The sequence below is a fragment of the Sulfuricurvum sp. genome (assembly GCF_028710345.1).
Taxonomy (GTDB): Bacteria; Campylobacterota; Campylobacteria; order Campylobacterales; family Sulfurimonadaceae; genus Sulfuricurvum.
Genome location: NZ_JAQTUH010000025.1, coordinates 1 through 13,248, shown reverse-complemented (window position 1 = coordinate 13,248; position 13,248 = coordinate 1). Strand labels below are relative to the sequence as shown.

The 13,248-nt window shown below is 43.4% G+C and carries 12 protein-coding genes and 1 pseudogene; 7 read left to right on the top strand and 6 right to left on the bottom strand.

The annotated features are described in order from the left end of the window. The 5 genes from PHC76_RS14240 to PHC76_RS14220 form a co-directional block, all read left to right on the top strand. A partial coding sequence (locus tag PHC76_RS14240) for a DUF2779 domain-containing protein (protein WP_300210603.1) occupies nucleotides 1-660 on the top strand: 660 nt, incomplete at its 5' end. Continuing rightward, on the top strand, nucleotides 657-5,477 hold the full coding sequence (locus PHC76_RS14235; RefSeq protein WP_300210601.1) for a RecQ family ATP-dependent DNA helicase: 4,821 nt from the start codon (nucleotides 657-659) through the stop codon (nucleotides 5,475-5,477). The genes PHC76_RS14240 and PHC76_RS14235, both read left to right, overlap by 4 nt. Beyond that, nucleotides 5,474-6,916 carry a dGTPase gene (dgt, locus tag PHC76_RS14230; protein ID WP_300210600.1) on the top strand — a complete coding sequence of 481 codons (1,443 nt, stop codon included), beginning with the start codon at nucleotides 5,474-5,476 and terminating at the stop codon, nucleotides 6,914-6,916. The genes PHC76_RS14235 and dgt overlap by 4 nt, the downstream gene beginning before the upstream one ends. A gap of 113 nt (nucleotides 6,917-7,029) precedes the next feature. Next, complete coding sequence (locus PHC76_RS14225; RefSeq protein ID WP_300210598.1) at nucleotides 7,030-7,902, top strand: HigA family addiction module antitoxin; 873 nt, start codon at nucleotides 7,030-7,032, stop codon at nucleotides 7,900-7,902. Beyond that, a complete protein-coding gene (locus PHC76_RS14220; RefSeq protein WP_300210596.1) occupies nucleotides 7,902-8,471 on the top strand; it encodes a DUF6036 family nucleotidyltransferase in 570 nt (189 codons plus the stop codon). Before PHC76_RS14225 ends, PHC76_RS14220 begins: the two co-directional genes overlap by 1 nt. Nucleotides 8,472-8,496: 25 nt before the next feature. On the opposite strand, the gene PHC76_RS14215 is transcribed toward PHC76_RS14220, so the two are convergent. From PHC76_RS14215 to PHC76_RS14205, 3 genes are read right to left on the bottom strand one after another with little or no spacing between them, the layout of a single operon-like run. Continuing rightward, a complete protein-coding gene (locus PHC76_RS14215) occupies nucleotides 8,497-9,189 on the bottom strand; it encodes a Sir2 family NAD-dependent protein deacetylase (protein ID WP_300210594.1) in 693 nt (230 codons plus the stop codon). Between the two features lie 2 nt (nucleotides 9,190-9,191). Beyond that, on the bottom strand, nucleotides 9,192-9,974 hold the full coding sequence (locus PHC76_RS14210; RefSeq protein WP_300210592.1) for an exodeoxyribonuclease III: 783 nt from the start codon (nucleotides 9,972-9,974) through the stop codon (nucleotides 9,192-9,194). Continuing rightward, on the bottom strand, nucleotides 9,974-11,119 hold the full coding sequence (locus PHC76_RS14205) for an iron-containing alcohol dehydrogenase (RefSeq protein ID WP_300210590.1): 1,146 nt from the start codon (nucleotides 11,117-11,119) through the stop codon (nucleotides 9,974-9,976). The genes PHC76_RS14210 and PHC76_RS14205 overlap by 1 nt, the downstream gene beginning before the upstream one ends. 163 nt (nucleotides 11,120-11,282) lie before the next feature. Between PHC76_RS14205 and PHC76_RS14200 the strand changes: the two genes are divergently transcribed. Together PHC76_RS14200 and PHC76_RS14195 are read left to right on the top strand one after the other, a co-directional pair. Continuing rightward, the gene (locus PHC76_RS14200; protein ID WP_300210588.1) at nucleotides 11,283-11,465 is read left to right on the top strand and encodes a hypothetical protein; all 183 of its coding nucleotides are present in this window, start codon (nucleotides 11,283-11,285) and stop codon (nucleotides 11,463-11,465) included. 48 nt (nucleotides 11,466-11,513) lie between these two features. Then, nucleotides 11,514-11,933 (top strand): DUF3293 domain-containing protein, encoded by a 420-nt coding sequence (locus PHC76_RS14195; RefSeq protein ID WP_300210586.1) that lies wholly within the window; start codon nucleotides 11,514-11,516, stop codon nucleotides 11,931-11,933. A 74-nt stretch (nucleotides 11,934-12,007) separates the two neighbouring features. Here PHC76_RS14195 and PHC76_RS14190 read toward each other — a convergent pair whose 3' ends face one another. The 3 genes and pseudogenes from PHC76_RS14190 to PHC76_RS14180 all read right to left on the bottom strand — a co-directional run. Beyond that, nucleotides 12,008-12,742, bottom strand: coding sequence for a hypothetical protein (locus PHC76_RS14190; protein WP_300210585.1), 735 nt, complete (start codon nucleotides 12,740-12,742; stop codon nucleotides 12,008-12,010). A gap of 9 nt (nucleotides 12,743-12,751) precedes the next feature. Continuing rightward, nucleotides 12,752-12,958, bottom strand: coding sequence for a hypothetical protein (locus tag PHC76_RS14185; protein ID WP_300210583.1), 207 nt, complete (start codon nucleotides 12,956-12,958; stop codon nucleotides 12,752-12,754). Between the two features lie 4 nt (nucleotides 12,959-12,962). After that, a pseudogene (locus PHC76_RS14180) lies at nucleotides 12,963-13,248 on the bottom strand (hypothetical protein); the annotation flags it as partial.

Sequence of the window (13,248 nt, the reverse complement as noted above, 5' to 3'; positions counted from 1 at the left end):
CAGCGTACCCACATCGACCGCGACGCTATCGGTGAGTTCCTCTCCACCCTCGCCTATCCGATCTACCACCTCGATTTCGAGACGTTTCAGCAGGCGGTTCCGCAGTGGTCGGGAATCAGCCCCTATCAGCAGATACCGTTTCAATATTCGCTCCATATCGAGCACGCCGACGGGAGACTGGAACATCGGGAGTTTTTAGCCCCCGCAGGAACCGATCCGCGCTACGCGTTGGCGCAACAGCTGATCCATGACATCCAGGGCAACGTCACGGTATTGGCATACAACATGAGCTTCGAGCGCGGGGTGATCGAGAAACTTTCCCAGAGCTTCCCCGATCTCAGCGAGCAACTCATGACAATCCATACGAGCATCCGCGATCTGATGGTGCCGTTTCAGAAGGGGCATTACGTCACCCCGTCCATGCAGGGAAGCTACTCGATCAAATATGTCCTCCCTGCCCTCGTCCCAGAGATGGCAGAAGCGTATAAATCCCTAGAAGGTGTCCAAAACGGGAGCGAAGCGATGAATACCTACGCCAAACTCGCAACGATGGAAGAAAATAAACAAGAGGCAATGCGGACGTCATTGTTGGCGTACTGTAAACTCGATACGCTGGCGATGGTCAGGGTGCATCAGAAGCTACGAGAAGTGACTCAATGACGAATATCCTCTTCCTCGACCTCGAAACGACCAACTCCGGCGAAATCAAAGAGATTGGTCTCGTTTATGGAGAGCAGGAATTAAAAACGACCTCATTGACTGATGTTAAACAATTTATAGAAGAATATAATCCTCACTTTATCGCCGGTCATAACTTCGTAACCTTCGATCAAAAGATGCTTCAAGAAACGGCATTAATGCCCATATTGGAAACGAAAGTTATCATCGATACCCTCCCAATCTCACTTTTGCTCTTTAACGAAAGGACATTTCACCACCTTCCCAAAAGCTATAAAAATGAAGACAACTTTCTAAATGATCCGGTTGAAGACTCGAAACTCTCACGTAAACTGTTTGAACAATGTGTTGAAAACTTTTTGGGATTGGAAAAAAGACGGCAGAACGTTTTTTTCTCACTCCTCGCTGATCAGGATCTCTTTCAGGGCTTTTTTCAATCGATAGAAAACATCCTTACACTCGAATGTTTGGCTCCCCTCCTCCTCGAAAAAGAGATTGCAAGGCTTTATGAGACGGTCATCAAAAACCCTTCCAAAATTCCCGATGCGATAGAAAATCATCCTGTAGAATTTGCCTATATTTTGGCACTACTGACACCCAATATCGAGATCAAGGCACATCCTCCAAAAATTCTCTATGACTATCCCGCTATCGTCCCACTGCAAAAAGAGCTCTGTTTTGATCTGCAAAAAAGCATGGATGAACTACTGACTTTTTCTAAAGAGACATTCGGATTCGGTGAATTTAACGAGTTTCCCCGTTTGAACGCTACGCTGGATAGCGGGGCAATGATCTCTCAGCGTGAGATTGTAGAAGCTGCTCTGAGAGACGAATCGTTTTTGGCTGTTCTCCCTACCGGAGGGGGTAAAACATTTACGTTTTGGTTGCCTGCTTTGGTCAAAGCAAAAGCATACAAATCGCTCACTGTAGTGGTCTCTCCGCTTCAGGCACTTATGCGAAACCACATCGAAAGTTTCAATAAGCAAGTTGCCAACTTTACCGCTGTGGCATTAAGCGGCTATCTCAGTGCACTCGAACGTGCAGACGTTATCGACAAGGTTGTAAACGGGGAAGCCGATATCCTCTATATCGCACCGGAGAGCCTCCGCTCCAACGCGATCTTCTCCGTTCTTAAAAACCGCCTGATCGAGCGATTCGTTATCGATGAAGCCCACTGTTTATCAACATGGGGGCATGATTTTAGGCATGATTATTTTTATATCGGTGAATTCATCAACGATTTATTGAAAGCAAAATCGTATCAAGAGACCATACCCGTATCGTGTTTTACCGCTACAGCAAAGCCAAATGTGATTGATGATATCAGTAACTATATCCATGACACACTGAGGTTTACTCTAACCCATCATCTCGCATTGCCTGAGCGGAAAAATCTCGATTATAAAGCCGTTCCCATCGATAAAAAAGCGGATAAGTACGTCCGTTTGCTCGAACTACTCAACAATAACAAAGGTGCAGCTTTAGTCTATATCCCCTCTTCTACCAAGATGTGTGATGAAGTTGCCCAAAAGCTCAGCCTCGATCTCGCACCGAGAAGTGTCCGATCATTTCATTCCAAACTCGATTCTGACGTAAAAATGGAGATATTGACACAATATGTCAACAACGAATTGGATATTGTCGTTGCAACCACAGCCTTCGGGATGGGAGTCGATAAGCCTAATATTGAAAATGTCATCCATTATGAGGTTTCCGATTCACTGGAAAATTATGCTCAAGAGGCGGGACGCGGGGCACGTGATAAAAAACTCAGAGCATTTTGTCCGCTCTTGTTCGATGAGAATGATCTTGATAAACATTTTGCTTCATTAAATACGAGCAAAGTAAGTGCCGCCGAAGTCAATGCCATTTTTCGGGTGCTGAAAAATCAAAAATCCGACCTAGTCACAATGACGACGCGTGAAATCGCTAAAGCGGCAAATTGGGATGTCGAAGATAGCAATCAGGCTTATGACATCAAAATCAAAACAGCTCTTTTGGAATTGGAGCGTGAGGGATATATCGAACGAGGACGCAATCAGGTACGCTTCTATGCCGATGCTGTAGCGCAAGGTAGTTTTGAGATGTTACGGGAAACTTGCACTACGCAGAACCTCTCTGAAGAAGAAACTTCTCGGCTAACGTTGGTACTTAGCAGTATATTAGGACGCGGCAAGCCCAAAGCCGTACAGATCGATGAGATTTCACAGACACTGGGTTTTGAAAAAGAGATTATCGCCGCATCGATATTAAAGCTCAAAGAGATGGAGATTGTTTCCGATAGCAAGGATCTAAGTCTTTATATCAAACAAAGTGCTGAAAAAGAGTACGAAGCGATCCAAAAAATCGAATCCTTTTTATTGGAATATTTCGCTAAACACTCAGAAGGTGTTGTCTCCATCCGATCTCTCAACGAAGCATTGATTCAAAACGGGTCTATTAACGCTGAAGCGAATAAAACCGAACTCATCAAGGAACTTCTGAAGCTTTGGAGAGAAGCAAAAGAGAGTTTCCGATTTCGAAGAGTAGATCGTCAGCGTGACAGTTGGTATACAGAGCTCTCTGATTATAGTGCACTCAAAAAATCGATGGAACTAAAACATGAGATTGCGACGAAAGTGGTATCGTACTTCGTATCTCAGATAGATGATGCCAAAAAGAATGAGAAATGTTATATCGAATTTTCACTTTTACAACTGCATAAAGAGCTAAATCTACCCAAACACATGCACGTAAAAATGGTCGATAAAGTGTTACTACATCTACATCTTTTACACGTGTTAGAGTTGGCTGAAGGGCGTTTTATCTACTACTCTCCAATGAACATTCACAAATCCGACAAATTTGATAAAAAGCTCAAATATACCAAAACCGAATACGCGATTCGTATGAAACCCCATTACGAGCAAAAGGTGGAATCGATCCATATCATGGGCGAATATGCCCAAAGACTTCAAAATGATCCGAAACAGGCAATGGCGTTTTTAAAAGACTACTTTACCGACGCATACGAATCTTTTAAACGAAAATACAAACTCACAAAACTTACCCTTTCACAGCCTATGACTAAAAAGCGGTATGAAAAGATATTTTTGGGGCTATCTGAAGAACAGCAACAAATCATCGAAGACAAAGAGAGCCGGGCGATGATGATTTTAGCGGGACCGGGAAGCGGAAAAACCAAAGTATTGGTTCACAAAATCGCTTCGCTTATCCTCAAAGAAGATATTAAAGCCGATCAATTCCTGATGCTGACCTATTCTCGAACAGCAGTCGCGGAATTTAAAAGCCGTCTCTTGGAACTGTTGGGATCGTTAGCGCATGAAATTGATATTTACACCTTTCACGGATACGCATTGCAACTGATCGGGCGACAGGTACAGGATATTGATAACGACCTTGTGAAACAGGTAGTTGCCACTGCGGCGTATAAGCTCTCAACGGGTCAAATAACTGCACCGTTTAAATCGGTCATTGTCCTCGATGAATTTCAGGATATCAATGCCGATGCCTTCAAAATGGTCGAAGCGATGGTTTCGGCGCAAGAGGGAGATATGCGCCTCGTCGCCGTCGGCGATGACGATCAGTGTATTCTCAACGGTGTCAATAACGCCGATGTTGCATTTTTTAAACGCTATGCCCAAACATTCGGTGGCGATGAAGGTGGATATGCCCAATATGCCCTGACACGCAATTTTAGAAGTGACGGCACCATTGTCGATCTAGCGAACCATATCGTACAGCGTTTAACCACACGGTTTAAAACAGAGCTACAAACTGCAGAATCGAAACATGCCGGTGAAGTTACCGTGAATCTGTGCCGATCCTCTGAACTGGTGCCCCCTGTTGTCAATGTTCTAAAAACACTTGATGAGAATCAGAGTATTGCCGTATTAGCCTATAGTAATGAAGAGGTTGAGTCGATCTACTCACTGTTGCGGCAAAATGAAATAAAAGCCGAATATTTATTGGAACGAGGTGCATTCAAGCTTCGTCATCTGTCGGAAATCTATTTTGTCGATTACAAGATCAAAGAGTTATGCAACGGAAGTTTCCAAATCGAGGAAGAGCATATCGCTATGGCGTTACAAATGGCACTCTCTCATTTTAAAGGCTCAAGGCATCTGGATTTACTCACACAGGTCGTCAACAGTTTTGTCAAAGAACATGAAGTTTTTTATGCTTCTATTTGGGAAAGCTATCTTGATGAAATTAAATTTGAAGACTTTGAGAGCGGTGCCAGAGTCGTTGTCTCGACGATGCATAAAGCCAAAGGTAAAGAATTTGATACCGTTGTAATTTTGATCCGTAAAAACCATATTAACGATGATCTTCTAAGACTCTACTACGTTGGTATGACCCGCGCTAAAAGCCGACTTGTCATTGTGACAGACGATCACCATTTCGTTCGTATGTTACCAAACAACATTTTTATTCATCATGATGAAAAAGAGTATGACGCACCATCAACGAAAACGTTTATTATGTCACTACGAGACGTCTATCTCGGATTTAGCGGTCGGCAAAACTTTGTTACCGAAGAGCTGATAGCCGGAACAAAAGCCACGTTAGGAACTTATCCCGGCAGTAATCGCTTACACCTTTTTGTGGATGACGAAGCAATAGGATGTTTGGCAAAAAGTTTTGATGAGATGGTCAAAGAAAAGCTTCAAAAAGGCTATACCATAGATGATATAGAGATTGAAAGCGTTGTTATATGGAAAGACAAAGAGAGAAAAGAGGCTATCAAACAGCCATTATGCAAACTTGTCATTAAAAATAAAGAGGAACCACAATGATCGATTACCGCACTAAACTCACACTTCACCGTCAACTTTACCCCTTTAACGATCTGGAATACTCCATCGAAAGCGACCGCGGGCGTATCCTCTCCTCTCCAGCGTTTCGCCGTCTCCAAAAACGGACGCAGGTGTTCGCCCTCGAACTTAACGCCTCGATTCGTACACGACTAACCCATTCACTCGAAGTCGCGCAGACGGCACGATTTATCGCCAAATCGATCCTCACCAAACTCTCTGAAAAAGGTCTGGACACCTACGGGCTGGAAGGAATGGAAAACGCTTTTGTCTCTACAGCGGAGATGACGAGTTTGCTGCATGACATCGGAAATCCCCCTTTCGGTCATTTCGCCGAAGAGACGATCAATAAATGGATGAGTACGCACGCCCTGCCGTTACTCGATGCCGTCGATACGTCAACCGAGACGATAGAAGCCCTGAAAAACACCCTGAAAACGGATATCGTCAACTACGACGGCAACGCGCAGGCGATCCGCCTCATTTCAAAACTCCAGCGCCTCAACCTCTCCTACTCGCAAACCCTCGCCGTCCTCAAATACACGCGGGGTGCCTATGAGCCGAAGCCCTCTTCCGATGATCCTCAAAGCTACCTCCGAAAAAAACCGGGCTATTACTACAGTGAACGCGATTATGTTAAAACCCTCCAAGAATCGTTGGGGGTAGCAGCAGGGCATCGTTTTCCTCTCACCTACATCATGGAGGCGGCGGATGACATCTCTTATCTCACTGCAGATTTGGAAGATTCGGTCGAAAAGGGAATTTTGAATCTCGATCAGGTGTATGATCTTATTCGCAAAGCATGTGAAGAAGAAAACGAACACTATCTTCTCGATCTCATACAGGACAAATACGAAAAAGCCAAACGTAACGAGGCCCCTTACCAGTTCAATATGTTTTTCACCCTCACCCGCGCACAGCTTGTCCGTGAACTGGTCGGACATGTCGTCGATATTTACGTCGCCCATCATGAAGCGATCTATGAAGGAAGTTTCAACTCAGCGCTTCTCGAATACGACAGAGAAAGCGATTATTACAAAGCAATCCATATACTCAAAAAAATCTCGACCAAATACATCTATCAAAATCGTGAGGTTCAGACTCTGGAGCTCCAAGGATATACGATTGTTAATGGTCTACTCGATCTCTATAAACCGCTGCTGGAAATATGTGCTGAGGATTTCAGTAAGCTATTGAGAGATGAAAAAATAGAGTGTTTTGTGGCGATGCGCCTCATACGACGTATTTCTTCCAAGCAGATCGTTGCATATCAAGCTGATGTTGACTCTATCGATACAGAAGATCAAGAGAGTTTTGTTTTGTTGGAGCTTTACTATCGTATCCGCCTCCTCACCGACTACATCAGCGGCATGACGGACGATTTCGCGCTCAACGAATACCAGACGTTAATGGCGTTGTAAAACCGAAATTTCTGATATGGCAAAAAGTTCTATAGTTGTTTTCAAGAAATTTATTGACTAATTTATCCAAATACGATATATTTATCAATATATAATAATTTAAAGGATTTGTCATGACTCGACATCCTATGGATTTTTTGCGAGAAGAGTTCTTAGATCCGATGGGGGTAACGCAAGAGACCCTGTGCAAACATTTAGATCTCGGGTCTAAAACTATCAGTGAACTTTACAGTCATAAACGAGGGTTTAGTGTTGCAACTGCTAAAAAATTCGGAAAGCTTCTGCAGGTTGCACCCGAACAGCTCCTTCATATGCAGGCACAGTATGATCTTGAAAACGATACAGCTGAATATGAGGTAGAGCCCCTAGAACTTCAGCACAATACCAAAGAGCTCCTCGATTTACTCTCTAACGCAGTTACGATGGCGGTTGATTTAAAAACATTGTACGCTTTATTTCATGGTGAGTTTAAAACGAAGCCGGATCTTTTGAAAGCGTTATTTAGTAATGTACCTCTCAATAAAACAGTGAAGTATATGCTCGATTCGGCAATCGGGCTAAGTCATCTGAAAAAGATGTATGAATATTATCTGGTCAAACTCAATGGAAAACGACATCCGCATGTTGATAGGATGCTTTTGGATGACGATACCACTGCCTTGGAAAAAATACTCAATAATGAGCACTATTTTAATGACCCGAGGGATTATGAGCAGTATCTTTTTTACCGAGTCGCTTTTTTGCGTAAAAAACATGAACTTCTAAAATTTACCAAAGACCCTCTACAGAGTAAACCGGTACGTCAACGTGCAGCCTATTTATATCAATTCATGACCCATCAAAAAGTTGAACTTGATTTTGAACCCACAGCCGTCAAACTTTATGCCAAGAGCAAAAGACCAATGAGCGATGTGAATGAATATGGCGTATCTTCAGGAGTCGATTTAACACGATATGAACAATTTGTTCAAACAGGGAATTATTAATGAATACGAGCTTTACCGAAGCGATTTACGATATATTCGAGCAAATATCAACCTATAACAAAACACTTTGGCCAAAGAGTATTTCTACTATTTATCTTGCCGGCGGGGCTGCGGTACACTTTTATACCAATGCTCGCCGATCTGATGATATTGACGCAATTATGGAACCGATAAAACCGGCAATTCCCGATCATCTTGGAACAACATGGGATAATAACGGAGTTGTAGAATCGGTAAGCTTCGATACCACGTATCATCCGTACTTTGGATTACTGGCTGAAGATTATATGGATAGAGCCGTGCATATCAAAGAGATAGGGGGGAATTTGTCTCTCTATGTTTTACACCCTATTGATTTGGTAATTACGAAAGTTTTGCGATACAGTGATGCTGATGCTGAGGATATAGAACATCTCGTTCAACACAAAGAGTTTAATGTTGATGTGTTCAAACAATTAGCACAAGAATCATTGGATGCAAGAGGAATGGCCTCTCATTACCAAAACCATATTCAATGGGTCATTGATGCGTATGAAAGTCATCAGCAGCCAGATCGAGATTATTCTTAACTACAAAGAACCATAAAACGAATGGTTAAGATAAAAACCGTTCGATATCCGCTTCGATTTTAGCGGCAGCGGATGTGGCTTTTTCATAGTAAACCGTCGTAAAGAAGCTGTCAAAACTTTCGTCTTTATCGAGATTATTGAGAATCGATTCTTCAAAATACGGAGCGTAAAATGCGATATTGATCACTTGCCCGCTGGTCCCTATCACTACGAGATAATCGCAATCATCGATGGCGTCTTGCAGTTTTTGATACATCGGTGCATTTTCACCGAACATGACGACATTGTGACGGATACTATCACTCTCACATTCCGGACACACTGCACCTTCTTGGGAATCATACCCGATGTCGAATACACACCCGCAATCCATACATCTCAGCTGTGTCAGGGTTCCATGCAGATGGATGACACCGGGACACCCTGCTCGCTCAAACAGATCATCGACGTTTTGGGTCAGGACTTCGATACGGTTTCGGTATTTGATTTTAAGTCGTGCGACCATCTCATGAGCTGCATTGGGCAATCGATAACGCAGATCATGACGTCTGGCATCATAAAAACGATTTACAAGCTGCGGATTGCGTTCAAATCCCTCAATCGAGCACACCTCTTCGACGTTGTATTCTTCCCATAACCCGTTTGCGTCCCGAAAGGTTCGGATACCGCTCTCGGCACTGATACCTGCACCGCTGAAAATCAATACTTTTTTGGGCATCTTTATTCCTCTATCTTTATCCGTATTCCAACCGGACAATGATCCGATCCATGAACCTCTTGGAGAATAAACGCATCTTCGAGAACATCGATAAGATCCTCGGAGATAAAGAAGTAATCGATGCGCCATCCCACGTTTTTGGCTCGGGCACTGAAACGGTACGACCACCAGCTGTACTCATCTTTTTTATCTCCATGAACATGACGAAAGGTATCGATATAGCCGCATTCGATCAGTTTGTCGATCCACTCACGTTCGATCGGTAGAAAACCGGATGTTTTTTCATTTGATTTTGGATTTTTGAGATCGATCTCCCGATGTGCCGTGTTGACGTCACCGCAGATAATGATCTTTTTCCCTTCAGAGCGCAGTTGTTGACAATACGATAAAAAATTGTCGTAAAAACTGAGTTTATAGGCGAGGCGTTCTTCATCTTTTTGACCGTTTGGAAAATAGACGTTAAAGAGGACAATATCCCCATAATGGTGTTCAACGATTCTCCCCTCATCCAAAATATCGATATCGGGGCGAGTATGGATTTTGGAGGGTTCTAGGGTAGACGCTATCAAGGTTCCCGAATACCCTTTTTTAGCGGCACTGTTGACGCTCATATGGTGGTATCGATCTTGAAAGAGGTTTTCTGGGATCTGATCGGGAGTTGCTTTGATCTCTTGGAGGCAGAGGATGTCAGGTTGATGGGTTTCAATCCAATCAAACGCCCCCTTTTCAGCTACAGCACGTATGCCGTTGACGTTCCAAGAGATAAGGGTAAGTGTTTGCCCCATTATGCCCCCTCCAATATGGCGATAATATCCTCTACACTATAAAGCTCTCCCATCCCCCATACGACTGCAAGCGAGTGTGCATTTTTGGCAATATCGCTAATCCGCTCTTTGGGGATATTGGCTTGAGAGAGGGTAATCGGTGTACCGATGGAGCTGTACCATCGCTTGAGCATCGTTATCCCCTCTTCGGCACTCTCTTTACCGAACACCTCTTTGGCAAATCTCTCAAAGTGCGCTTTATTTTTTTGTTTGTACCAGCTCATCCATGCAGGAACGACGATCGAGAGCCCTGCACCGTGCGGGATATTGAACAATGCTGAGAGAGCATGTTCGATCATGTGATTGGGCCAGTTTCCTCCTCCGGTTCCGGATGTTGTGAGACCGTTAAGCGCTTGGGAGGAGACCCATGCGAATTCGGCTCTGGCATGATAATCCTCAGGGTGTTCGATGAGTCGATCTGTAAGCTCAATAACACTCTTAATGATTGATTCCACCAAACGTGACTGAAAATGGGGGTGATCGGTTGCAGTCAAATAGGTCTCTAACGCATGAGCGATAATATCGGATGCCGAATAGACCAAATATTCCTTGCTAACACTCTGCATCAACTCGGGATTGACAATGGAGAGTCTAGGATTGAGGAGTTTACTTCCGATCGAGTATTTTTGCTGCGTAGCTTCATTGGTGATCACCGAGTTGCCGTTCATTTCGCTCGCGGCAGCGGCAAGGGTGACGATCGTATAGAGCGGTAATGCCGATGTAATCTCCGATTTTCCCTCATAGCACTCCCATATATCCCCATCATACAAAGTTCCTGCCGCGATCGCTTTTGCGGTATCGATCACCGATCCTCCTCCAACGGCCAGTATAGCCTGTACATTGGCAGATTGAGCCATTGCAATCCCCTCATAGACCTTGGATAAAACGGGATTGCTTATGATATCGCTTAGTTCATCGAATTTAATATTAGATAATTTTAGACTATCGACTACCCTCTCATACAGACCGTTTTTCTTGATGGAACCCTCTCCATACACCAGCAATATATGTTCAATGCCATCTTCTTTAAGCCATTGACCGATGTTGTTTTCTTTACCGGGACCAAATTCGATACGGGTGGGGTTATGGTAGCTAAAGGGGGTCATGATGTCACCTCGATGGTTATAATGATCGTATTGTAGCTAATCTCTTTATTAGTCAAATTAAGTGGATAATACGTTTATCTTTTGATAAAGCATTAGAGTAAAAACGGTTCAAATGAATGTTTTATATGCCGATATTGCTCTAACTCCATAAGGAGGATAAGCCATGGATCCAATCAACTCGAATATGGGTATGGAACCGGAGATGTATGCCATGAAAAAAGCGATTGACTCTCAATCAGAGGGTGTCATGAAGCTTCTTGAAAGCATTCCTGCTCCCCAAGAGACTTCATCGAGTTCAGTCTCCGAACTTACCGGAATCGGTCAGAATCTCGATATTAGAGCCTGAGTTTAGCATTAAGCTAAGCTCAAGCGATCTTGATGCTATACTGATTGTATGAAAGCAATTTACGATCAAACCCATTTTAGAATTACTCACAACGGTGATGTAATTGACTTTACCATTGACACCCTACCCGTTTCCCCCCCTTTGAATCAGAGTTTTGCCATTCTTACGGCCTGGAATCCCAATAATATCGCCTTGAGTGCAGAAGAGAATACTGTGCGTAATGAACAGCTGTTTGAAACCCTTTTAGAGAGAGGTTATCTCTTTGATGAAGCGTTAGGGTATTTGGACGATCACAGCGAAGAGAGCTATTGCATCTATGGAGTCACATTTGAAGAAGCAATTGATCTAGGAACTATGTATGATCAGTACGCCATCTTCTATCGCTCTGCTACTCATGTTGGATATTATGAGTGTGCGACGAAAGCTGCCATTACGGAGAGAACACTCTCTTATGGTTATCTCATTTAGAGCAATAATAACACACCTCTAAGGCTTAAAGCGGTTTTACCCTATAAGAGAGCTGAATATTATTGATTTACGCTTTAGAGGTGACTAAAAAATGCTCTGGTGCCATACATAAGATGTTCCAGTGATTGTATTTGCTCCAGCGGGGGTTGATATTTCGAGAGGATGATGTAAAACCGAGCTTGAACCGGATTATGGCGAATAATGGTAACGACCGCCCTGCCCTCATAAAGTGTTTCAAATTTTGTTTTAGCTTCTTGCATCTGAGTTTCATGAGCGCCTTGCCGATGAAAGTGCTGATAGATCACTACATGATCGACACATCCAATTTCAAAGAATGTTTCTATCTCTCCATAGGTAGCATACTTGCCTTGTTTGCTTTTTGTGAGTTTAGCCATAGATGCAGGCTCTATTCCATTGTCCGGGTCGAGGCAAACAATGCTACTTTGGGTTTGTTCGATAAAGCACATGGCCCGTTTGAGCCACACTTGACGGTAATATTCCCCGTCCCCTACAACCGTTTCTTTGAAATAGTGCGCGTTGGGTAAAACCGGATACATTTCAAATAGACCTACATGACGGCTAGGCTCACAATGAATGGCATTGAAGAGTTCACTCATGGCTGAATCAATGGCAGAGCAGTGCTGATATACCTTGATATTACTCTCATCTACCGTATGCGAGCCATCGGTGTTGTGCGATTCATCGGGGTATATGTACCAAATGGTGGCAATAGGAGCATTGGGGAAGAGATGTTTGAGAAGGAGAAACTTGCCAAAATCGCCGATATCACCCGTGTAGCGGTTCTGCAAAACGGCGCCTTAGGATTTGATTGGATATGCCGAGATGCAGCAATCATTGATCCCTAAAATAGAGCCTGCAATGATAGAGGGGCTAAGACGGTATTGATGGCCTTGACGCAGTTGGACGTGCTGATCTTGGATCAAAGCTTCAGCTCTCTCTTGTGTACACCCTTCCAGATCACAGATGGCATCAATCACCTCTTGTGTGTACTCAACAAAGTTCATCGCACTACTCCCATGCTTGAAATCCCCGATCGTAAATCAAATAACCAGCTTTTTGAATTAGTGAAGCAATAGCCAAATCGTACGATTTTTCTTCATGATCGCTATTGAGCAGTGAAACATCCATTTCATTATTAAATCGATGATGCCATTTTTGCTCATATCGTTTCCAATAATCGATAATGGTATCTGCACGCTTTTCTATGAGCTTTGGTGATGGTATTTTGTCTCGCTTTTGATTGTTGACTTTTTTATCAGCAGGTAAAAGATTCCAAAGATCGTTATTGAACCAT

Coding starts and splice junctions, on each gene's coding strand:
- PHC76_RS14200 (WP_300210588.1), top strand. CDS start 11,283: ATGGATCCAATCAACTCGAATATGGGTATGGAACCGGAGATGTATGCC.
- PHC76_RS14235 (WP_300210601.1), top strand. CDS start 657: ATGACGAATATCCTCTTCCTCGACCTCGAAACGACCAACTCCGGCGAA.
- PHC76_RS14195 (WP_300210586.1), top strand. CDS start 11,514: ATGAAAGCAATTTACGATCAAACCCATTTTAGAATTACTCACAACGGT.
- PHC76_RS14210 (WP_300210592.1), bottom strand. CDS start 9,974: ATGGGGCAAACACTTACCCTTATCTCTTGGAACGTCAACGGCATACGT.
- PHC76_RS14185 (WP_300210583.1), bottom strand. CDS start 12,958: ATGAACTTTGTTGAGTACACACAAGAGGTGATTGATGCCATCTGTGAT.
- PHC76_RS14220 (WP_300210596.1), top strand. CDS start 7,902: ATGAATACGAGCTTTACCGAAGCGATTTACGATATATTCGAGCAAATA.
- PHC76_RS14205 (WP_300210590.1), bottom strand. CDS start 11,119: ATGACCCCCTTTAGCTACCATAACCCCACCCGTATCGAATTTGGTCCC.
- PHC76_RS14215 (WP_300210594.1), bottom strand. CDS start 9,189: ATGCCCAAAAAAGTATTGATTTTCAGCGGTGCAGGTATCAGTGCCGAG.
- PHC76_RS14225 (WP_300210598.1), top strand. CDS start 7,030: ATGACTCGACATCCTATGGATTTTTTGCGAGAAGAGTTCTTAGATCCG.
- dgt (WP_300210600.1), top strand. CDS start 5,474: ATGATCGATTACCGCACTAAACTCACACTTCACCGTCAACTTTACCCC.